Here is a 22,099-nt window from a genome sequence, read left to right on the forward strand (position 1 = left end):
CGAAGCCGTGGCCCGTGCCCGGCCGGACCGTCCGTGTCACGGTACGTCGACCGTGTGGTCGACGGTGAACCTCGGGTTCAACCGGACGTCGCCCAGGAGCTCGTCCGGGATCCCGCTCCGTTCGATGATGGCGTCCATCTGCGCGCGGAGGTCTGCCGCCCGACCGCTCTCGCCGCCCCACTGGGAGCCGAGCGAGGAGTTCACACCCGCGTCCCCCATCCCGGTGAAGTTGTTCGGGTTGCCGCCGGCCACCTGGTCGGGGCCGTGCAGCACCGCCTGGTCGGACATCTCCCGGTCGGCCTGGGCACGTGCCTGCTCAGGAGACAGCCCCTGTTCCTCGAGCACGTCGGCGCGCTGCTGGACCTGGTTCTCGCGATAGCTCGCCTGGTCCGCCTCGCCGGTACGTCCCCGATCGCTGTAGCCGGTCGTGTGGTCGTCCCAGTCCTGGCCGCTCTGCTGCGCAAGGCTCTGTTGTTGGAGCTCGACCTGACGATCGAACTCCGCGCCGCTGTGGTCGACGTTCGAGTGGGTGAACTCGATGTCGACCTGCTCACCGAAGCGCAGCACCCCGTCGTCGTTGATGATCGAGCCGTCGTCGACGAAGGGCTGGAGCTCGGGTGGAACGACGTCCGGGTCCTGCAGCCGACCGCTGTCGGTGAGTCCGGAGGGGGACTCGACGTCCGGGTCGACCGTGCCGACGTAGCCGTTGTCGTCCGGACGGGCGTCGTGGTGCGGGTGGCGCGGGTCCGCGACGTCATCGCCCCATCGGTCGCCCGAGGTCGGCAGCGGGTCGTCGACGTCCGGGGTGTCCGGTGCGTCGGGTGCGTCCGGTGCGTCGCTCTCCGGCGCGTCGGGCCGTGCGCCGCCCCCGGGGTTCTCGAGCACCCACTCGTCGTTGTCCGGGTCCCACTTCATGTGGGTGTTCCGACCGTCCGGGCCGTCCGGCCGCAGCGGCTCGCCCGTGCGATGGTCGACCGGCTGGCCGTCCTGGTTGCGCGGCGCGTTGTCGAGCGCGTCGGCCACGTCCTGGTCCGAGTAGCTGCCGGGAGCGTCGTCGTGACTCTGCGGCACCGTGTCGCGCGGCGACTCGTCCGGGTCCCACTGGTTGCCCGGGCCCTCGGGCTCCGAGTCGGGCCGGGGCGTCGGCGTGTCCGCGCCCTCGGACTCCGGGCGTGCAGCAGGCGTCTCGGGCTCCCCCGCGTCGTTCCGGCCCGACGGCGTGTCCGCACCCTCGGACTCCGGGCGCGCAGCAGGCGTCTCGGGCTCCCCCGCGTCGTTCCGACCCGACGGCGTGTCCGCACCCTCGGACTCCGGGCGCGCAGCAGGCGTCTCGGAGTCGGGCCGCGCACCGGGGGTGTCCGGCGACTGGGAGTCCGGACGCACACCCGGCGTGCTGGACGAGCCAGGACCGTTCGACGAGCCGGGCGTGCTCGGTGAGCTGGGGCTGCTAGGCGACGCCGGCGCGTTCGGGGCCGCTGCCGCCGGCGTCCGGCCACCGGGCGATGTCCCCGGGGAGCTCGGGGCGTTGTTGGACGAGCCCGGACCGCCCGACGTTCCGGGGCTGCTCGGCGCCGTCGAGGATCCTGGTGCGGCAGAGCTTGCCGGTCGGGGTCCGGCCGACGAACCGGAGGCGGGCCCCGACCCGGACGGCTGCCCGGATCCACCGCCGGACGAGCTGGACGGGTTGTTGGCGACGACCGGGCCGTCCGGCTGCGGAGCCGCGCGCGGCGCCGGACTCGGCGCCGCAGAGCCGGATGCGTCGGGCGCAGCCGCTGCCGGGGCGGCGGGGCGCGCGTCGGGCAGTGTGGGAGCGGCGGAGTCCACGTTCACGGCACCTGGTCGTGCTGCAGGCGCGGCTGGGCCGGCTCCGCCCGACGAGGCCGGCGCAGCGTCCGACGGGCCCGACGGCGAGGAGGACTGGTTCGGAGCGGGCGCGCTCGAGCCAGGTGTGCTCGACCCCGGAGAGTCCACGCCAGGGCTGTTCGAGCCAGGGGTGTTCGACCCAGGGCTGTTCGAGCCAGGGGTGTTCGACCCAGGCGTGTTCGGACCGGGCGAGTTCGACCCGGGCGTATCCGCACCGGGGCTGTTCGAGCCGGGCGTGTTCGACCCGGGCGAGTTCGACCCAGGAGTGTTCGACCCAGGAGTGTTCGACCCGGGCGAGTTCGACCCAGGAGTATCCGCACCGGGGCTGTTCGAGCCGGGCGTGTTCGACCCGGGCGAGTTCGACCCGGGCGTGTTCGACCCAGGCGTGTTCGACCCAGGCGTGTTCGACCCAGGAGTGTTCGACCCAGGCGTGTTCGACCCAGGCGTGTTCGAGCCCGGCGTGTTCGCCCCAGGAGTGTTCGACCCAGGAGTGTTCGACCCAGGAGTGTTCGACCCAGGAGTGTTGTGGGACGCCGGCACCGGGTCGCCCGCCTCGCCCGGCGGGCGCGGGCGCGGCATGCCCGGCGTCAGCTCGTCCCAGCCCGGCCGGGCCGGGATGACGGAGCCGGGGTTGGTGAGGATGCGCGGGAGGCGCTTCATGATCCGGTCGAGCCGGTCGAGCAAGCCGCGCAGCGCGCTCACCGACTGGATGACGCCGTCGATCTTGCGCTGGAGACGCGCGGCCGCGCTCGAGACCTTCATGACGAGCCCGCGGATCGCCTCGGGGATCAGCGGCGGAACGAGAGCCTTGAGGCCGGCACTGACGATCGCGCCGACGATCTCCGCGATCGCGTCCCGCACGATGTCGTGCACGGCCTGGACGATCATGGCCGCGCCCTGAAGGGCCAGGGCGGCGGAACCCGCGCCCTCGGCGCAGGACCCGAGCGCGTCGATGTTGCGCTGCTGCACGCCGCGGTACGTGGTGATCGCACCGGCGGACATCCAGCCCATCTGGCCGTCGAGATGCCCCTGCAGGGCCGACTGCGACTCGATCAGCTGATCCTGGACGTTCGTCCAGGTGGTGGCGAAGGCGGTGACGGCATCGGCGTCGCCGGTGAGGTCGTCGAGCCATCCCTTGAGCGGCTGGAAGTGCTCCATGAGCCAGCCGACGCCCATCGAGATGATCGCGCCGAAAGGGTCGACGAACATCGTGAAGTCGAGGACCGCAGTCAGCCCGGAGACCGACGCGGCCACCCAGTCCTCGTTCTGCATGCCCGTGACCACGCCTTCGAGCCCCTCGAGCATGAAGGTGCCCTGGAGCGCGGTCGAGGAGTCCTCGACGGGCGCGACGAGCGGGTTCGGTGCGGACACGTCAGACCTCCACGGTCGTGTCGACGGCGTCGAACTCGACCGATCCGTCGTCGTCGGTCTCGTCGAACGCGTCCGCCATGTCTCTCAGCGGAAGGACCGTGCCGTCGATCTCGTCGGCCACCGACTGGATCGCCTCGGAGACCGCCGAGGTGAGCGGACTGATGATCGGCGGGAGGAACGGCGTGCACATGAGGCCGAACGCGCCGTCGAAGAGGTTGACGCTCCCCGCGGCGTCGGCCGCCATCTGGACGCCGGAGTGGTCGCCGTCGACGCTGGTGGCGTGGCTCCGGATGTCGTCGCTGTTGATGTCGATGGTGTCGTTCATCGGAGCACTCCCCCGTCGCTGCGGCGGCCCACGCCGTCGTCGTCCCCGTCGTCGTCCCCGTCGTCGTCCCCGTCGTCGAGCCGCGGACGGTACAGCGCGTCGAGGGACGCGGCCGTCTCCTCGTCCACCCCACCGACGTCCTCCGCCAGCTCGCGGACCAGTCGCGCGAGCTCGACCCGCGCCGCGTCGTTGGCCTCGAGGATGTCCTGCCGGATCTGCACGAGGGTCGCGTCGCTCAGCTCCTCGGTCAGCGCGAGGTCGACGACGGCGCCGTGCACGTCGAGCGTCACCTCGGCCCCGCGGTCGCGGCTGACGCCGACGGCACGCAGGTCCTCGACGCGCCGGCCGAACTCCTCGTACGCGGACGCCTTGCGCTGGGCCTGCTCGACCTGGTCGTTGATCCGCTGGATCTGCTCGTCGCGCTGGCGCGCGACGTCGGGCGAGACGAAGGCCGATCCGTACGGCAGCTGGCTCATCGGGTCTCCTGTGGCTGGGACGGGTAGGCGGCCGAGGGCCGCATCGTGCCGGGGTCGAGCACCTGACGCCCCTGCTGTCCGCGCCGCGCGAGCAGTCGGGTGCCGACCGGCAGCCCCCACGCTCCCACGACGTAGGGGTCGACGGCGGCAGCCTCGTCGACGGGGACGACGACCACCTGGCGCGTGTCGTCCCGGTAGCGGGGGACGTCCTCCTCCGACCAGAACCGCCAGCCGGAGTCACCCTCCCACGCGGGCTCCTCGCGAATCATCCACGCGACGGGCGCGGCCCCCTCGACGACGTGGTGCGTGGCCAGGCAGACCTGGCCCGTGCCCACGTGGCTCCGGAACGTCGGGACCTCGCCCGCCGCGGCCCGCAGCTCCTCCTGACGGTCGGCGTGGGCGGCCCGGTGCTCCTGCATGCGCCGCAGCAGGACCGGCCGCGAACCGAGCCGGCGGACGAGCACCACCGGGTCGGCGCCGTGCGCGTTCGGGGTGGTGAGATCGACGGGCTCACCGCCGAACCAGAGGTCGTAGAGCTCGGTGAGGCTCTCCTCGGGCAGGCGCAGGAGCGCGAGCAGGTGCGACGGCGCACGGAAGTCGTAGGTCCGCCCGTCCCGGTCCGCACCGACGTCGAGGAGGCGCCTGACGACCCGCGTGAGCGCCGAGGGGTCGGACCAGCCGCGGGCGAACGCCACGTGCAGGGGTCCGAAGCCCTTGGCGTTGGCCACCGGCTCGGCCCCCTGGTCCAGCAGGAAGTGGGTGATCCGGGTACGCGCGACCTCGTCGGCGTTGCCCAGGGCGGCGAGCAGCAGGGGCTGCCCGAGGCGGCGGACGTCCTGCTCGCCGTCGTCGTAGTGCGTGAGGAGCTCGTCGATGCCACCGCACTCCGCGGCCTCGAACAGCGCCAGGCGTCGGTCGGTCTGCTCGGGGGTCGTCGGCGGGGCCTCGGTCATGCGGCGTGCGTCCCCTCGATCGGCGTGCTGCGGTCCGGCTCGACGGTAACGATCAGGTGACGGCGCCCATCCGGCAGGGCGTGGGGAGTGCTCCCCATCCGCCGCGGTGGCGGGCGCGGGCGGGCAGCTCGGCCTCGGCGTCCCGCTCACCCCCCGAACCGGACCGGCTCGGGTGGGGGCCGGGTCAGGCCGGCACGCGGTCCCGGGCACCGCCGAGCACCTCGGCGAGGAACTGTCCGGTGTAGGAGCCCTCGACCCTGGCGACCTCCTCCGGGGTCCCCTCGGCCACGACGAGCCCGCCGCCGGAGCCGCCCTCGGGGCCGAGGTCGAGGATCCAGTCGGCCTGCTTGATGACGTCGAGGTTGTGCTCGATGACGAGGACGGAGTTCCCCTTGTCGACCAGACCCTGGAGCACGAGCATGAGCCGACGGATGTCCTCGAAGTGCAAGCCGGTGGTCGGCTCGTCGAGGACGTAGATCGTGCGGCCGGTCGAGCGCCGCTGCAGCTCGGCGGCGAGCTTGACGCGCTGCGCCTCGCCGCCCGAGAGCGTGGTCGCGGACTGCCCGAGACGGACGTAGCCGAGCCCGACGTCGACGAGGGTCTGGAGGTACCGCGTGATGCGGGCGGAGGCGGAGAAGAACTCGACCGCCTCCGAGATCGGCATGTCGAGCACCTCGGCCACGTTCTTGCCCTTGAAGCGCACCTCGAGCGTCTCGCGGTTGTAGCGCGCCCCCTGGCACACCTCGCAGGGCACGTAGACGTCGGGGAGGAAGTTCATCTCGATGCGCAGCGTGCCGTCGCCCTTGCACTCCTCGCAGCGCCCGCCCTTGACGTTGAAGGAGAAGCGGCCCGGACCGTAGCCACGGACCTTGGCCTCGGTGGTCTCGGCGAACAGCTTGCGGATGATGTCCCACAGTCCCGTGTACGTGGCGGGGTTCGAGCGGGGGGTCCGACCGATCGGCGACTGGTCGACGTGCACCACCTTGTCGAGGTGCTCGGTGCCCGTGACCCGCTTGTGCCGTCCGGGGATCTGCTTCGACCTGTTGAGCGCCCGCGCGAGCGCCGTGTAGAGGATCGAGTTGATGAGCGAGGACTTGCCCGAGCCGGAGACGCCGGTGACGGCGACGAGCACGCCGAGCGGGATCGAGACCGTGACGTCGCGCAGGTTGTTCTCGGTGGCACCGTGCACCGTGAGCATCCGCTTCCGGTCGACGTCGCGCCGCTCGGCCGGGAGCAGGATCTCCCGTCGACCGGCGATGTAGTCGCCCGTGATCGAGTCCTCGACGTCGGCCAGCCCCGCGTAGGGGCCCGAGTAGACGACCCGACCGCCCGTCTCACCGGCGCCCGGACCGATGTCGACGACCCAGTCGGCCGTGCGCATCGTGTCCTCGTCGTGCTCGACGACGATGAGCGTGTTGCCCAGGTCCCGCAGCCGCGAGAGCGTGCCGATGAGCTTGCGGTTGTCCCGCTGGTGCAGGCCGATGCTGGGCTCGTCGAGCACGTAGAGCACGCCGACGAGCCCGGAGCCGATCTGAGTGGCGAGCCGGATCCGCTGGGCCTCGCCGCCGGACAGCGTGCCGGCCGGCCGCGAGAGCGTGAGGTAGGTGAGTCCCACATCGACGAGGAACCCGAGCCGGGCGTGAATCTCCTTGAACACCTGGGCCGCGATGGTCGCCTCCCGGTGGTCGAGCGGGAGGTCGGTGAGGAACTCCTTGGCGTCGGCGATCGACAGGTCGCACAGCTCGGCGATCGAGCGCCCGCCCACCGTGACGGCCAGGACCTCGGGCCGCAGCCGCGCACCGTGGCACGTGGGGCACGGCACCTGCCGCATGTAGCCCTCGTACTTCTCCTTCGACCACTCGGACTCGGTCTCCTCGTGACGACGCTTGACCTGCGCGATCACGCCCTCGAAGCCGGAGGTGTACGTGCGCAGGCGGCCGAAGCGGTTGCGGAACCGCACCGTGACCTCGTGGTCGTGGCCGTGCAGGAGGGCCTCGCGCGCGTGCTCCGGGAGCGCCCGCCAGGGGACGTCGAGGGAGAACGCGAGCTCCTCGGCGAGCGCCCCGACCTGCCGCGTGTAGTAGTCGCCCTGGCCCGACCACGGCAGGATCGCCCCCTCGTTGAGGGTGAGATCGTGGTCCGGGACGATGAGCTCGGGGTCGACCTCGAGCCGGGTGCCGATACCCGTGCAGTCCGGGCACGCGCCGTAGGGCGCGTTGAAGGAGAACGTGCGCGGCTCGACCTCCTCCAGCGTGAGCGGGTGGTCGTTCGGGCACGAGCGGCGCTCGGAGAACTTCCGCTCCCGCTCGGGGTCCTTCGGGTCGAGATCGACGTGGTCGACCACGAGGATGCCGTCGGCGAGCCGGAGCGCCGTCTCCACGGAGTCCGTCACCCGCTGCTGGACGCCCTCGCGGACGACGAGGCGGTCCACCACGACGTCGACGTCGTGCTTGCGCCGCTTGTCCAGGGCGGGGACGTCGGTGAGCGGGACGACCTCGCCGTCGACCCGGACGCGCGCGTAGCCCTGGCCGGCGAGCTCGCGGAACAGCTCGAGGTGCTCGCCCTTGCGGCCGCGCACCACGGGGGCGAGGACCTGGAACCGGGTGCCCTCGGGCATCGCCATCAGCTGGTCGACGATGTTCTGCGGCGTCTGGGACTGGATGACCTCCCCGCACACCGGGCAGTGCTGCGTGCCGGCGCGGGCGTAGAGCAGGCGCAGGTAGTCGTAGACCTCGGTGATCGTGCCGACCGTGGAGCGCGGGTTGCGGCTCGTCGACTTCTGGTCGATCGCGACCGCCGGGGACAGCCCCTCGATGAAGTCGACGTCCGGCTTGTCCATCTGGCCGAGGAAGAGCCGGGCGTACGACGAGAGGGACTCGACGTAGCGGCGCTGGCCCTCGGCGAAGATGGTGTCGAACGCCAGCGACGACTTGCCCGACCCCGACATCCCGGTGAAGACGATGAGGGAGTCGCGCGGGAGATCGAGGTCGACGTTGCGGAGGTTGTGCTCGCGGGCGCCCTGGACGATGAGCCGGTCAGTCACTCGGGCAACGATAGGACAACCCACCGACAATCGCACGCCTGTTCGAGCGACGTCCCGGTCACACGAGAACCGGGACGCGACCGTCGGCAGGTGGCATCGCCGGCACGGCAGGCCGGCCTGCCCGGGCCGGGGACCGCCGCGCGGCACCGCCTGGCCCACCACGCGGACCCGTCCACCGCCCGGTCCGTGGGCGCGGTGGAGATTCCCGGCTCGACACCCGAGGATGGTCCGGTGGAGCCGGCCCCGCCGGACGACGCGATCGACGAGGAGCGCACCGCATGCCCCAGCTCACGGACGTGGCCGCCGAGGCCGTGGCCGACATCCCGGACGGCTCGACCGTGCTCATCGGGGGCTTCGGCACCGCCGGGCAGCCGGTCGAGCTCATCGACGCCCTCATCGACCAGGGCGCCGGCGACCTGACGATCGTCAACAACAACGCCGGCAACGGCGACGTCGGGCTCGCGCGGCTCATCCAGCTCGGTCGCGTCGCCAAGATCGTCTGCTCGTTCCCCCGGCAGACCGACTCCCACCACTTCGACGCGCGGTACCGCGCAGGCGAGATCGAGCTCGAGGTCGTCCCGCAGGGCAACCTCGCCGAGCGGATCCGCGCGGCCGGGGCCGGGATCGGCGCCTTCTTCACGCCGACCGGCTACGGCACGCTGCTCGCCGAGGGCAAGGAGACGCGCGAGATCGACGGCCGCATGTACGTCCTCGAGCACCCGATCCGGGGCGACTACGCGCTGGTCAAGGCGCTGCGCTCCGACGTCGTCGGCAACCTCGTCTACCGGAAGACCGCCCGCAACTTCGGACCCGTCATGGCCGCGGCGGCAACGACCACGGTCGTCCAGGTCCAGGAGGTCGTCCCCACCGGGGGCATCGACCCGGAGACCGTCGTCACCCCCGGGATCTACGTCGACCGCGTGGTCACCGTCCCGGCCGCCGCCGCCCCCGACGCCACGAAGGAGCCCGAGGCATGAGCGCCACCGAACGCCTGAGCCGCGACGAGATCGCCGCCCGGGTCGCGAAGGACATCCCCACCGGGGCGTTCGTCAACCTCGGCATCGGCATGCCGACGAAGGTCTCCGACCACCTCACGCCCGCGCACGGCGTCACCCTGCACACCGAGAACGGGATGCTCGGCATGGGGCCGGCCGCCGAGGGCGACGAGGTCGACGACGAGCTCATCAACGCCGGCAAGATCCCGGTGACCGAGCTGCCCGGCGCGAGCTACTTCCACCACGCGGACTCGTTCGCCATGATGCGCGGCGGGCACCTCGACGCCTGCGTGCTCGGCGGGTTCCAGGTCTCCGTGGGCGGCGACCTCGCCAACTGGCACACGGGAGCGGCCGACGCGATCCCCGCCGTCGGCGGCGCGATGGACCTCGCCATCGGCGCCAAGCAGGTGTTCGTCATGATGAACCTCGAGACGAGGGACGGGACCTCGAAGCTCGTCCAGGAGCTCACCTACCCGGCCACGGGGCTGGCGTGCGTGTCCCGGCTCTACACCGACCAGGCCGTCTTCGAGCTGGGCGGCGACCGGGCTCAGGTGCTCGAGACCTTCGGCACGACGGTCGAGTCGCTGCGCACGCTCACCGGCCTCGACCTCGTCGACGCCACCGACACCACCGCCGACGACGGCGAGAACCGGGAGGAGCGGGCATGACCGCCTACGTCTACGACGCCGTCCGCACGCCGTTCGGGCGCTACGGCAAGGGGCTCGCCGCCGTGCGGCCGGACGACCTGCTCGCGAGCACGATGGTCGCCCTCCTCGAGCGGCATCCCGACCTCGACCCCGCCACGATCGACGACGTCGTCATGGGCAACGCCAACGGCGCCGGCGAGGAGAACCGCGACGTCGCCCGCATGTCCTCGCTGCTGGCGGGCATCCCCGTCACCGTGCCGGGCGTGACGGTCAACCGGCTGTGCGGTTCCGGCGTCGAGGCCGTCATCCAGGCCTCCCGGGCGATCGAGGCCGGCGACGCCGACCTCGTGCTCGCCGGCGGCGTGGAGTCGATGTCCCGCGCCCCGTGGGTCGTCCTCAAGCCCGAGCGGGCCTTCCCCGCCGGGCCCGCGACGATGGAGTCCACCTCGATCGGCTGGCGCCTGGTCAACCCGAGGATGCCGAAGGAGTGGACCGTCGCCCTCGGCGAGGGCGCGGAGATCCTCGCCGACCAGCATGCGATCTCCCGCGAGGAGCAGGACGAGTTCGCCCTCGCCAGCCACCGGCGGGCCGACGAGGCCTGGACCGCGGGCGTCTACGACCTCGAGATCGTCCCCGTGCCCGGCGCCGAGCTCACCCGGGACGAGTCCGTCCGCGCCGAGACCTCCCTGGAGGCGCTGGCGGCGCTAAGGCCCGCCTTCCGCGCGGAGAACGGCACCGTGACCGCGGGCAACAGCTCACCGCTCAACGACGGCGCCTCGCTCGTGCTCGTCGGCGGCGAGAAGGCCGCAGGGGTGGGCGAGCCCATCGCCCGCATCGTCTCGCGCGGCGTCTCCGGGGTCTCCCCGGAGGTCTTCGGCATCGGACCGGTCGAGGCCGCGAACCAGGCGCTGGCCCGGGCGGGGAGGACGTGGGAGGACGTCGACCTGGTCGAGATGAACGAGGCCTTCGCCGCGCAGTCGATCGCCTGCCTGCGCCTGTGGCCGGACCTCGACCCGGCCAAGCTCAACGTGCACGGCGGCGCGATCGCCATCGGCCATCCGCTCGGCGCGTCCGGCGGCCGCATCGTCGGGCACCTCGCGCACCAGCTGCGGGCCCGCGGCGGGGGCATCGGGGTGGCCACGATCTGCATCGGCGTCGGGCAGGGCCTCGCCGTCGTCCTCGAGGCCTGACGACCGAGCGCGGTTCCACCCGGCGAGTGAGGGGATTTTTCACTCGGCCGGCAGCATCGCGCTCACCCGTCGTGAGGGTGCGGGCCATCGAGCAGGCCCTCGTCGCGCAGGACGCGCGTGGCGATCGCGAACGCCTGGTTGCTCACGGGCACCCCGGCGTACAGCCCGGTGTGCAGCAGGACCTCGCGGATCTCGTCGACCGTGAGGCCGTTGCGCAGGGCCGCCCGCACGTGCATGGCGAGCTCACCCTCGTGGCCGAGCGCGGCGAGCAGCGCCAGGGTCAGGGCGCTGCGCATACGCCGGTCGATGCCCGGCCGCGCCCACACGTCGCCCCAGGCGTAGCGGGTGATGAGGTCCTGGAAGTCGGTGTCCAGCGCCGTCTGACGCCCCCTGGCACGGTCGACGTGCGCGTCGCCCAGCACGGCGCGGCGCACCGCCTGACCGCGCGCGATCTCCGGTCGGCCGGCGTCGAGATGCTCGACGATCAGCCCGGTGACGACGCCGGCCTGCTCGACGGCCGCGACGTGCGCCGCACCGTCGACGACCTCGAGGCGGACGTCTCCCCCGCCCCCGCGGATCCCACGCACGGTCTCCTCGGCCTTGCCCACCGGGGTCGCCTCGTCGGCGGCACCCGCGACGACGAGCGTCGGCGCCGCGATGCGCGCCAGCCCGGGGCGCAGGTCCATCGTCGCGATGGCGTCGCACGCCTGGGCGTAACCCTCCGGGTCGCAGGCGAGGAACCTCTCGCGCAAGTCGGCGCGCACGCCGGCGTCGTCGAGATCGGGCGTGAACCACCTCGCCACCACGGGGTCGACGATCGCGCCCAGCCCCTGGGCCCGGACCGTCGCCGCGCGCTCGCGCCAGGGCTGCGCCGTGTCCGTCCAGGACGAGGAGCACGCGATCACCAGCCGGTCGACGCGCTCGGGGTGGTGCTGGGCCGTCCAGCTCGCGAGCATGCCGCCGAGCGAGAGGCCGACGTGGTGCGCCCGCGCGATCCCGAGGGAGTCCATGAGGGCGACGACGTCGGCGCCGAGGTCGTCGATCGTCACGGGGCCCTCGACCTCGGGAGTCGCGGTGGCGCCGTGGCCGCGGTGCTCGTAGCGCACCACCCGGTAGCGGCGCGCGAGGACGCCCGCGGCGTGCTCCCACATCCGCCGGTCGGTCCCCAGGGAGGACCCCATGAGCACGACGGGCGCGTCCTCGGGGCCGTCGACGACGTGGGCGAGCGACGTGGTCACGAGTTCTCCTTCAACGATCGCAGGGCGCGCTCGATCAGTCCCGGGACGGCCGAGAGGGCGCGTTCGGGCTCGAGCAGGGCAGGGTCGTCCAGCTCGGGGGCGTCCCCGACGGCGGACCGCAGGGCGGCACGCACCTCCTCGTCGGTCGGCGGGCGACCGTGCGTCGGTGACAGCGCCTCGGCCACGGCACGCTGGGCTGCGGAGCGGCCGAGCCGCGGCGCGAGGGCGGTCGACAGCGCCTCCGACATGACGTGCGGGCGTGCGGCGTCGAGGTTCTCGGACATCGAGACCTCGTCGACGTCGAGGCGGTCGAGCAGCTCCGTCACCCGTTCGGCCGAGCCGCGCCCCAGGCGCACGAGGTCGGCGAGCGGCTGCCACTCGGCGTGCCACGCCCCCGTGGCGCGCTCGTTCTCGGCCAGCGCGGCGGCGAAGACGGTGGACAGCAGCCCGGGCGCCCGCATGCCGGCGGCCCGCAGCAACGCGGACCGGACCGGGTTGCGCTTGTGCGGCATGGCCGACGAGCCGCCGGCACCGCCCTCGGTGAGCTCCCCGACCTCCGTGACCGCGAGGGCCGCGACGTCGGTGCCCACCTTCGCCGCCGCGGCACTCGCGCCCGCCAGCGCCGCGGCCGCCGCCCGCACCCGGGAGCGTTCGGTGTGCCAGGGGGCGTCGGGCACCGGGAGGTCGAGGCGGCGGCCCAGGGCCGTCGCGACCGCCTCCCACGAGGCGCCGTGCACGCCGGCCGTGCCGGCCGCCCCCGCCAGCGACAGCGCGAGGTCCTCGGCGGCGACCCGCGCCGCCCGCGCCGCGCGGTCCAGGCCCACCGCCCAGCCGGCGCAGGTCAGGCCGAAGGTCGTCGGGACGGCCGCCTGCCCGAGCGTCCGCCCGACGCGGGCGGTCGCGGCGTGCCGTACGGCCAGCTCGGCGGCGGCGGTGGCCCCTCCCGCGAGGTCGGCCGCGACCCGCCGCAGGGCCTCCTTGAGGAGAAGGGCCTGGGCCGTGTCGACGACGTCCTGGCTCGTGGCGCCGAGGTGGACCCAGGCCCGCAGGTCCTCCGGGGCGGCGTCGAGCAGGTCGGCCACGAGCGGGATGGCGAGGTTGCCGCCGGCCCGCATGCGGCCCGCCAGGTCACCCGGTGCGGGCCAGTCGCGCTCGAGCGCCGCACGCAGGCGGGCGTCCGGCGGTCCGTCCGCCCCGGCGTCGACGAGGCCCGCGTCGTGCAGCGCACCGAGGAGCTCCACCTCGACCCTGACGCACGCGCCGAGGAGCAGCTCGTCCGGCGTCGGTTCGTCCGGCTCAGCGCTCGGCCCGAACAGACCGTCGTCGAACATCGCTCACAGCCTTCCGCCCGGTGGGTACCGCACGATGGTAGGCCCGCCCGCACGCCCGTGCCCGCGGTGCGCGGATCCCCGCGCCGGGGGGCGCCCGAGGAGGCGCCCCCGACCGGCCGGCCGAGGGGCGCCCCGGCGGGCGTCCGGCTCAGGACTCGTCGACGCCGGCGCGGTCGCCGGAGCTCGACCCGCTGCTGCGGATCGACCGGCTCTTGGCGATCGAGGCGACGACGGTGATGACGAGTACCCCGACGATGAAGCTCAACGAGACCGCGATGGTCGGCTCCGGGATGCCCATGAGCAGGTCGTAGCCGTGGAACGCGTGGATGAGGAGCTTGACGGCGATGAACCCGAGGATCGCGGCCAGTCCGTAGTGGAGGTAGACGAGGCGGTCGAGCAGCCCGTCGATGAGGAAGTACAGCTGGCGCAGGCCGAGCAGGGAGAAGGCGTTGGCGGCGAAGACCAGGTAGGCCTCCTGCGTGATGCCGAAGATCGCCGGGATGGAGTCGACGGCGAACATGACGTCGGCGGCGCCGAGGGCGAAGATGCACAGCATCAGCGGCGTGATGAAGGTCTTGCCGCCGTGCCGCGCGAGGAGCTTGCCGCCCTCGAAACCGTCGGTGACCGGAAGGAACCGGCGCATGAGACGGATGAACCAGTTCTCCTCGTACTCCTCGTCCTCGCCCGGCTTCTCGACGCCCTGGCGCGCCTGGGAGATGGCGGTGTAGAGCAGGAACGCGCCGAAGATGAAGAAGATCCAGACGAAGCGCTCGACGAGCGCGGCGCCGACGAGGATGAAGACGAGCCGCAGCACGAGGGCGATGACGATGCCGATGAGCAGGGCCTCCTGCTGGTACTTCCGCGGTACCCGGAACCCGGCGATGATGATGACGAACACGAACAGGTTGTCGATCGAGAGCGACTTCTCCGTGACGTAGCCGGCGAAGTACTCACCGGCGAAGCCGGCACCCCAGAAGTACCAGACGACGAACCCGAAGATCACGCCCATGGCGATGTAGCCGATCGACCACCAGGCGGCCTCCTTGAGGCTCGGCTCGTGCGGCGTGCGCACGTGCCCCACGATGTCGATGGTGATCATCGTGAGGATGACCGCGGCGAGCCCGATCCAGGCGATCGCGTGAACGTCCATGCATACCCCTCCGGTACGACCTGTCAGCTGGTACCGGAGGTCTCTTCCGTCCACCCGGGGTGGACCGCGCTGCCGAGCGGGCCGGGCCCACCGTGGTGACGACAGTCGCTGCGGGGGAATACTCCCCTCCGTCGGGCATGAGGCTACCCGAGAAGGAGCCTCCGGCCCCGCCCGCTCCGACGAGACGTATGTCGCGCTCAGGCGTTGGCGGCCTGCATCTGTCGGAGCTCCTTCTTCAGCTCGGCGATCTCGTCGCGCAGCCGGCCCGCGAGCTCGAACTTCAGCTCGCCGGCCGCCGCCTCCATCTGCCCGGTGAGCTCGGTGATGAGCTCGACGAGCTCGGACACCGCCCTGCCGGCGAGCCGGTCGCGCGCCGCGTCGGCCCCCGTGCGCGTCACCGGCCGGGGAGCCCGACCGCTCTCCTTGCGGTAGCCGCCCTCGAGGAGCTCGGCGGTGTCGATCTGCTCGCGCGCGAGCATGTCGGTGACGTCGGCGATCCGCTTGCGCAGCGGGGTCGGGTCGATCCCGTGCTCCTCGTTGTACGCGAGCTGCTTGGCCCGCCGCCGCTCCGTCTCCTCGATGGCGAACGCCATGGACTCGGTGACCTCGTCGGCGTACATGTGGACCTGGCCGGACACGTTGCGGGCGGCGCGGCCGATCGTCTGGATGAGCGACTTCGAGGAGCGCAGGAAGCCCTGCTTGTCGGCGTCGAGGATCGCCACGAGGGACACCTCGGGCAGATCGAGCCCCTCGCGCAGGAGGTTGATCCCGACGAGGACGTCGGCCGAGCCGGTGCGCAGCTCCCTGAGGAGCTCGACGCGGCGCAGCGTGTCGACGTCGGAGTGCAGGTACTGGACCTTGACGCCGCGCTCGAGGAGGTAGTCCGTGAGGTCCTCCGCCATCTTCTTGGTCAGGGTGGTGACGAGCACGCGCTCGTCCTTGTCGACCCGGTCCCGGATCTCGCCGAGCAGGTCGTCGATCTGGCCCTCGGTGGGCTTGACGACCACCTGGGGGTCGATGAGGCCGGTGGGCCGGATGATCTGCTCCACCACGCCGTCGGACTGGCCGAGCTCGTAGTCCCCGGGGGTGGCGGAGAGGTAGACGGTCTGCCCGATGCGCTCGAGGAACTCCGCCCACCTGAGCGGACGGTTGTCCATGGCCGAGGGCAGCCGGAACCCGTGCTCGACGAGCGTGCGCTTGCGGGACATGTCGCCCTCGAACATCGCCCCGATCTGAGGCACGGTGACGTGCGACTCGTCGATGACGAGCAGGAAGTCCTCGGGAAAGTAGTCGAGCAGCGTGTGCGGGGCGGTACCGGGGCCGCGGCCGTCGATGTGCCGGGAGTAGTTCTCGATCCCCGAGCACGTGCCGATCTGCTGCATCATCTCCAGGTCGTACGTGGTGCGCATGCGCAGGCGCTGCGCCTCGAGGAGCTTCCCGGCCGACTCCATCTCCGCCAGGCGCTCGGCCAGCTCGTCCTCGATCGACCGGACCGCCCGCTCCATGCGCTCCGCGCCCGCGACGTAGTGCGAGGCCGGGAAGACGTGGACCGATCCGGGCGTGCTGACGACGTCGCCCGTCAACGGGTGCAGGTAGGACAGCGCGTCGATCTCGTCACCGAACATCTCGATGCGGATGGCGAGCTCCTCGTACACCGGGATGATCTCGATCGTGTCGCCCCGCACCCGGAAGGTCCCGCGCGTGAACGCGAGGTCGTTGCGGGTGTACTGCATCTCGACGAACCGCCGCAGCAGCGCGTCCCGGTCGATCTGCTCGCCCCGGCTCAGGTGCATCATCCGGGCCACGTACTCGGTCGGCGTGCCCAGGCCGTAGATGCAGGACACCGAGGAGACGACGACCGTGTCGCGGCGCGTGAGCAGGGAGTTCGTCGCGGAGTGCCGCAGCCGCTCGACCTCGTCGTTGATCGAGCTGTCCTTCTCGATGTAGGTGTCCGTCTGCGGGACGTAGGCCTCTGGCTGGTAGTAGTCGTAGTACGAGACGAAGTACTCGACGGCGTTGTTCGGCAGCAGCTCGCGGAACTCCGTGGCGAGCTGCGCCGCCAGCGTCTTGTTCGGTGCCATCACCAGGGTGGGGCGCTGCACCTGCTCGACGAGCCAGGCAGTGGTGGCCGACTTGCCGGTGCCGGTCGCGCCGAGCAGGACGACGTCCTTCTCCCCCGCGTTCAGGCGCTCGACGAGCTCGGCGATCGCCCTGGGCTGGTCGCCCGCGGGCGTGTAGTCGGAGATGACCTCGAACGGAGCGTCGTCCCGCTGGATGTCGATGACCTCGCGCATGCGTCCAACCTACGTCGCGCCGCCGACATCGACGACGCGGCCGGGACGGACCGCGGGTGCTCCGCGGGTCGTCCCGGCCGCGCGCGGCGTGCCGGAGGGGCGCCGGGTCAGGTGACGACCAGCGAGATGAAGCCCGCGTCGCCGGCCCAGGACTCGACGATCGCGACCGCGGGGCCGACGAGGTGGTCGGCCTCGACCGCGGCGGCCCGCCAGTTGGACAGGCCGATGGAGTTGTCGTCGTTCGACCAGCTGTAGCCGTCCGAGTCGACGACGTGGAGGATCGGGTCGACGTCCGGGCTGTCGGCCGAGATGAGCGCGGGGCCGGTGTCGACGTCGACGATGGCCAGGCCGTGGCCGCCCTCGGCGATGTCGACGCCGGTGGAGCCGAACCGGTCCATCGACGCGGTGCCGCTGAGGAGCTCGAAGGCCATGGCTGTCGCGTCGCCGGAGTACTCGGAGATCGTGAGCTCGTAGACGCCGGCGTCGAGGACGGTCACCGCCGCGGCGTCGAGCGTGCTCGTGCTGGTGGAGAACAGCTCGACGTGGTCGGCGCGGTCGTCGTAGCGCTCGTCCACGCCGTTGCCCGTGATCTCGATGACCATGTCCTCGTCGGCCGAGGTCGCGGCGAGCGCGACCGCCGCGCGCTCACCCACCACGAGGCGGCCGTTCCAGTCGTCGCCCTCGAGCATGGTGCCGGTGCCGGAGACGCCGACGACGGTGCCGTCGTAGGCCTCGATGTGGACGGTGTCGGCGACGCCGTCGCCGTACAGGGTGCTCTCGGGGGCGGTGGACGGGCCGGGGTCGACCGGGCCGGCGCCCGTGCCGCCCGTTCCGCCGGGCCCGCCGCCGGGGATGGGGTCGCCGGCGCAGGCGGACATGCCCGCCCCGAGGACGAGGACAGCTGCTGCCGCTCCGATGCGGCGAAGGTCGGTGGTGGTCATGATCGCTCCAAGGGGGTGTGGCTCTCGACCCGCGGACGATGCTGTCCGTCGGGCCGTCACCGGTGATCCGGGGACTGATCACGAACGTAGGGATCGCGGCGCCGCCGTACCACCGTTCGTGTGGGGCAGGGCACACCTCCCCGCTCGCGCGCCGCTCCTGCGCACGCCGGGACGCGGGTCGTTCCCTGGCAGCCGGCGCACGGTGTCCCGCGCCGCTCCGCGAATGCACACGCGCGACGGCGGCGGCCGCTCCTCGTGGAGCGGCCGCCGCCGTCGCGCGTGCAGGGGTGGAGCTCGTCGGCCCCGGCCCCTGGCCTCAGCTCACGCGGATGTCCTCCGGGACGTGGGCGATGAGGATGTCGTAGACCGCCCGGTCGAGCTCGAGGTCACCGGTGCTGCCGGCCACCAGGGAGCCGGACATCACGTCGCCGGCCTCCCAGTAGTAGATCTCCTCGGTGGTGTCGTCCGGCGGGCCCTGGCCCTCCTCGACGGCCGTGAGCCCGAGCGCGGACAGCTCGGTGCGGATCTCGTCGCCCGTGCCCGGGTCGAGCTCGACCGTCTCCTCCACCTCGGGCTCCTGCTGGGCGACGTCGCCGCTGAGGTAGGAGAGCGTGTCGCCGTCGAGCATGACGACCTCGGCGGTCGTCACCCCGCCCTCGGGCACCATGTGGGCCATCGAGACCGCGTGCTCGGGGGCGAGGGTCACGCTCTCCCCGGCGGCCGGCCCGTCGCCCGCGTCGTCCCCTCCACCGGTGCCGTCCTCGCCGTCCGTCCCGGGAGCGAAGCCGGTCGACCCGCCGTCGTCCCCCGTGGCGGCCTCGTCGTCACCGGCCGCGTCCGACCCCGTCTCGGCGGGCGGCGCCTCGGACTCGGACTCGGAGGGAGCCGCGTCCTGCGAGCCGCTCTCCGCGTCCTCGGGGTCGGTCTGCGAGGTGGCAGGGGGCTCCGTGGTCTCCTCGGGCTCGTCGTCTCCGCCACATGCGGACAGGACCAGTCCGAGCGCGGCGACGGCCGCGGTGGTGGTCAGTGCTCGTCGTGCTCGGGTGGTTCGCATCGTGCTCTCCTCCGTCTGGTGAGGCTGGTACCGCGGCGCGCACGGAGCACGCCGGACGTCCGACGGCGGCCGGCACCGAGGTGCCGGCCGCCGGGTGGGGCGATGGGTCAGCTGATGCCGACAGAGGTGGTGCCGGCGTCGCCACCATAGGTGTTGACGGCGATGACGACCGGTTCGACGGTCTCGCCCGGCAGGACGATGAGCGAGTTGAGACCGTCGCCGCCGTCGTCGTCCTCGTACGCGGTGTGCGAGGACGGCATGAAGGTCCACAGGACCGAGTCGATCTCGCCGTTCGTCGCGATCGACTCGTTGCCGGTCGCGAGCTCGCCGATGGCAAGGGTCGCGGCCTGGCCCGTGATTTCGAGGTTCGCCGTCCCCCCGGCCGGGATGACGGTGGTGCCGGAGAGCACCTCGAGCTGGTACTGGGCCGCGTCCCCGCCGTACTCCGTGAGCTCGAGCGTGTAGCTGCCCGGCTCGAGGACCTGGGTGATCGCCGGGTCGAGGTTGCCCTGGTCGAAGCTGAAGATGTCGGCGTACCCGTAGGTGTCGTCGATGCCCGCGTCGACGTCGCCGCCGGAGATCGCGAGCTGGAGGTCACCGCCGTCGGGCGAGGTCGCACCGACCGCGACGGCCGCGCGCTCGGTGACCTCGAGGGTCACGGTGGCCGCGCCCCCGGAGGGCACCTCGCCGGTCAGCTCGCCGGAGACCTCGACGCCCTGGCCGCCGCCGGAGACGGGCGGCTCCTCGGGGGGCGGCTCCTCGGAGGTGGGCTCCTCCGTGGTCGGCTCCTCGGAGGTGGGGTCCTCCGTGGCCGGGGGCTCCTCGGAGGTCGGCTCCTCGACCGGGGGCTCCTCGGTGGGCGGTGCCTCGGTGGAGGGAGGCGCCGGGGGCTGACCCGTCGGCGCGATCGGGCCGGAGTCGCTGCAGGCGGCGATCCCCGAGGCGGCAAGAAGGACGATCCCGGCGGCCGCCACTCGGCGGCGGTTCGTGGCGATGCTCATGGTGCTTCTCTCTGTGTGGTCGAGGCGGTGGTCACCTCGGTGGATGGTCAGGGGCGTCCGGGTCACGAGCGGATCACCGTCCGCGCCCCGTGTGGCGGCACATCCGGCTCGCAGCCCTCGCGAGCCGTGTGACCGACTGCCACTGGTGGAACCGTATGTCCGGCCGGGGCGCACGGATGACCGGGTCGTTGGGGAGGGCACCCCACCCCATGCCCGGCAGACCTCTGACCAGGGGCGACGCCGGGAGGGCACGCATCATGCGGCGGACGCGTCGCGCAGGTCGAGGTCCGGGACGACCCCGTGGCCCGCCAGCCGGCCCGCGACGAGGGCGGTCCCGCGCAGGCCGAACCACGGCTCCTTCCCCTCCGCGTAGCCGCCGGTGCGCGCGTCCGTCGCGTGCCGGGCCGCCAGCGCCTCCTTCATCGCGGCGTAGTCCCTCCGCGCGTCGGTGTCGTCGCGCAGCGCGTCGCGCATGGCGAGGGCATACCGCCAGCCGGGCGAGCCGCTCTCGCGCACGTGAAGATTGACGTCGCGACCCGGGTCGGCGTTGAGGTGGAACCGCTTGCGCCAGACCGGGCCGTCCGCCGGGTGCGGCCGGTCCCGGGCCTCGGCGTCACGGACGGGGAAGCCCGCCGCAGCGAGGACGCCGGTCACGCGGTCGTCGTCGAGGTCGTCGACGCCGACCTGCAGGTCGATCACGTCCTTGGCCACGAGGCCGGGCACCGCGGTCGAGCCGACGTGCGAGACGTCCGCGGGGATCCCCGCGGCCCGGAGGACGGCGCCGACGCGCGAGACGAGGCGCGCGCCCTGCGCGGCCCACAGCGCGCCGACGTCCCGGCCGTCCTCGGTGCGCGAGGCCGGGTCGAGCAGCACGGGACCGCCCGAGCGGTCGGCCACCACACCCGCCCGCACGTTCGCCTCGTAGGGGCGGATGCGCTGCGACCAGACGCGGTCCACCGACGTACGCAGCTCGTCGGGGGTGCCCGTGTTGTCGAGCCAGATGTCGGCGACGGCCCGCCGCTGATCGTCGGTGGCCTGGGCGGCCACCCGAGCCCGGGCCTCGTCGACCGTCATGCCCCGCCGTTCGACCATCCGCCCGATCCGCACGTCCTCGGGCGCGTGGACCACGAGCAGGAGGTGGTACCGGTGGGCGAGGTCCGCCTCGACGACGAGCGCCACGTCGTGGACGACGACGGCGGCCGGGTCGGCCGCGACGGCCTCGGCCTCGAGTCGGACGTGCTCCGCGTGCACGAGCGGGTGCGTGATCTCCCCCAAGCGGCGGCGGGCCTCGGGATCGGCGAAGACGATCGCCCCGAGGGCGGCCCGGTCGAGCGTCCCGTCGTCGGCGAGCACGCCGGGCCCCCACTCCTCGACGACGGCGCGCAGCCCCGGCGTCCCGGGCTCGACGACCTTCCGGGCGAGCACGTCCGCGTCGACGACCACGGCGCCGAGCCGCGCGAGCTCCGCCGAGACGGTCGACTTGCCCGACGCGATCCCGCCGGTGAGGCCGACGGTCAGCACGGACGGCCCCCGCGGTCAGGACGTCGGCGAAGGTCCGGCTGCCGGACGAGGTCGCCGCTCACAACTTGGCCGTCGCGAGTGCGGCGACCATCGCGCCCACGGCCCGGGTCGCGTCGCCGACGGACAGGTGCTCGGTCGGCGGGAGGTGGACGAAGCCGGCGCGCGTTCCCGGTGCGTGCGCGCGTGCGGTGTCCAGGGCGGTGTACAGGACCGCGTTGCACACGTAGAGGCCCGCGCTCGCGGACGTCGTCGCCTCCACGCCCGTGCCACGGGCCGCCGCCAGTGCCGCGCGGACGTCGATCGTCGCCAGGTGTGCGTCGGGGCCACCGTCGCGGACGGGCTCGTCGACGGGCTGCTCGCCGTCGACGTCCGGTATCCGTGCGTCGACGAGGTTGACGCCGACGCGTTCCACGCTGATCACCGTGCGGTCCGCAGCGAGCCCGAGCGCCAGCAGGAGTCGGGGCGCGTGGGTGGACACGAGCTCGCGCATCCTTGCGGTCGCCCGCGCGAAGGACGTGGGCAGGACCTCGGTGACGAGCTGCGTGCCGTCCACGGGCGGTCCGGCGGCGGCGAGCTCGCGGACGACGTCGGCGGTGGGGTTCTCGGTGTGCGGGCCGAAGGGCCCGAAGCCGGTGACCACGATCGTCCCGGCGGTCATCGGCGGATCCGGGCACGGACGGAGGTCTGCTCGGCGAACACCCGTCAA

Annotated in this window: 17 protein-coding genes; 3 read left to right on the top strand and 14 right to left on the bottom strand. The window is 72.9% G+C overall.

Going from position 1 to position 22,099, the window contains the following annotated elements; genetic code table 11:
* Positions 1-36: 36 nt before the first annotated feature.
* The 5 genes from AC24HA_RS10825 to uvrA form a co-directional block, all read right to left on the bottom strand.
* Positions 37-3,234: a polymorphic toxin type 15 domain-containing protein gene (locus AC24HA_RS10825; RefSeq protein ID WP_425709631.1), complete on the bottom strand. Its 3,198-nt coding sequence runs from the start codon at positions 3,232-3,234 to the stop codon at positions 37-39.
* A gap of 1 nt (position 3,235) precedes the next feature.
* A complete protein-coding gene (locus tag AC24HA_RS10830; RefSeq protein ID WP_425709630.1) occupies positions 3,236-3,559 on the bottom strand; it encodes a type VII secretion target in 324 nt (107 codons plus the stop codon).
* The gene (locus tag AC24HA_RS10835; RefSeq protein ID WP_425709629.1) at positions 3,556-4,035 is read right to left on the bottom strand and encodes a hypothetical protein; all 480 of its coding nucleotides are present in this window, start codon (positions 4,033-4,035) and stop codon (positions 3,556-3,558) included. The genes AC24HA_RS10830 and AC24HA_RS10835 overlap by 4 nt, the downstream gene beginning before the upstream one ends.
* Positions 4,032-4,988, bottom strand: a complete 957-nt coding sequence (locus tag AC24HA_RS10840) for an immunity protein Imm33 domain-containing protein (RefSeq protein WP_425709628.1) — start codon at positions 4,986-4,988, stop codon at positions 4,032-4,034. Before AC24HA_RS10840 ends, AC24HA_RS10835 begins: the two co-directional genes overlap by 4 nt.
* 184 nt (positions 4,989-5,172) lie before the next feature.
* Complete coding sequence (gene uvrA, locus AC24HA_RS10845; protein WP_425709627.1) at positions 5,173-8,031, bottom strand: excinuclease ABC subunit UvrA; 2,859 nt, start codon at positions 8,029-8,031, stop codon at positions 5,173-5,175.
* 278 nt (positions 8,032-8,309) lie between these two features.
* Between uvrA and AC24HA_RS10850 the strand changes: the two genes are divergently transcribed.
* The 3 genes from AC24HA_RS10850 to AC24HA_RS10860 are packed head-to-tail and all read left to right on the top strand — an operon-like array spanning position 8,310 to position 10,863.
* Positions 8,310-9,008 (top strand): 3-oxoacid CoA-transferase subunit A, encoded by a 699-nt coding sequence (locus tag AC24HA_RS10850; RefSeq protein ID WP_425709626.1) that lies wholly within the window; start codon positions 8,310-8,312, stop codon positions 9,006-9,008.
* Positions 9,005-9,694 (top strand): 3-oxoacid CoA-transferase subunit B, encoded by a 690-nt coding sequence (locus tag AC24HA_RS10855; protein ID WP_425709625.1) that lies wholly within the window; start codon positions 9,005-9,007, stop codon positions 9,692-9,694. The genes AC24HA_RS10850 and AC24HA_RS10855 overlap by 4 nt, the downstream gene beginning before the upstream one ends.
* A complete protein-coding gene (locus tag AC24HA_RS10860) occupies positions 9,691-10,863 on the top strand; it encodes a thiolase family protein (protein WP_425709624.1) in 1,173 nt (390 codons plus the stop codon). Before AC24HA_RS10855 ends, AC24HA_RS10860 begins: the two co-directional genes overlap by 4 nt.
* Before the next feature lie 62 nt (positions 10,864-10,925).
* Here AC24HA_RS10860 and pcaDC read toward each other — a convergent pair whose 3' ends face one another.
* The 9 genes from pcaDC to AC24HA_RS10905 form a co-directional block, all read right to left on the bottom strand.
* Positions 10,926-12,101: a bifunctional 3-oxoadipate enol-lactonase/4-carboxymuconolactone decarboxylase PcaDC gene (pcaDC, locus tag AC24HA_RS10865; RefSeq protein ID WP_425709623.1), complete on the bottom strand. Its 1,176-nt coding sequence runs from the start codon at positions 12,099-12,101 to the stop codon at positions 10,926-10,928.
* Positions 12,098-13,432: a lyase family protein gene (locus tag AC24HA_RS10870; RefSeq protein WP_425709622.1), complete on the bottom strand. Its 1,335-nt coding sequence runs from the start codon at positions 13,430-13,432 to the stop codon at positions 12,098-12,100. The genes pcaDC and AC24HA_RS10870 overlap by 4 nt, the downstream gene beginning before the upstream one ends.
* Positions 13,433-13,580: 148 nt before the next feature.
* The gene (locus AC24HA_RS10875) at positions 13,581-14,582 is read right to left on the bottom strand and encodes a TerC family protein (protein WP_425709621.1); all 1,002 of its coding nucleotides are present in this window, start codon (positions 14,580-14,582) and stop codon (positions 13,581-13,583) included.
* A gap of 197 nt (positions 14,583-14,779) precedes the next feature.
* Complete coding sequence (uvrB, locus tag AC24HA_RS10880) at positions 14,780-16,876, bottom strand: excinuclease ABC subunit UvrB (RefSeq protein ID WP_425709620.1); 2,097 nt, start codon at positions 16,874-16,876, stop codon at positions 14,780-14,782.
* 107 nt (positions 16,877-16,983) lie between these two features.
* Positions 16,984-17,817, bottom strand: coding sequence for a hypothetical protein (locus AC24HA_RS10885; RefSeq protein WP_425709619.1), 834 nt, complete (start codon positions 17,815-17,817; stop codon positions 16,984-16,986).
* Between the two features lie 316 nt (positions 17,818-18,133).
* On the bottom strand, positions 18,134-18,871 hold the full coding sequence (locus AC24HA_RS10890) for a hypothetical protein (protein ID WP_425709618.1): 738 nt from the start codon (positions 18,869-18,871) through the stop codon (positions 18,134-18,136).
* Positions 18,872-18,978: 107 nt separating this feature from the next.
* A complete protein-coding gene (locus AC24HA_RS10895; protein ID WP_425709617.1) occupies positions 18,979-19,872 on the bottom strand; it encodes a hypothetical protein in 894 nt (297 codons plus the stop codon).
* Positions 19,873-20,127: 255 nt separating this feature from the next.
* The gene (gene coaE, locus AC24HA_RS10900) at positions 20,128-21,393 is read right to left on the bottom strand and encodes a dephospho-CoA kinase (RefSeq protein ID WP_425709616.1); all 1,266 of its coding nucleotides are present in this window, start codon (positions 21,391-21,393) and stop codon (positions 20,128-20,130) included.
* Between the two features lie 58 nt (positions 21,394-21,451).
* Positions 21,452-22,051: a pyroglutamyl-peptidase I gene (locus AC24HA_RS10905; RefSeq protein ID WP_425709615.1), complete on the bottom strand. Its 600-nt coding sequence runs from the start codon at positions 22,049-22,051 to the stop codon at positions 21,452-21,454.
* Between the last annotated feature and the right edge of the window lie 48 nt (positions 22,052-22,099).

Source organism: Georgenia sp. Z1491 (assembly GCF_057652395.1).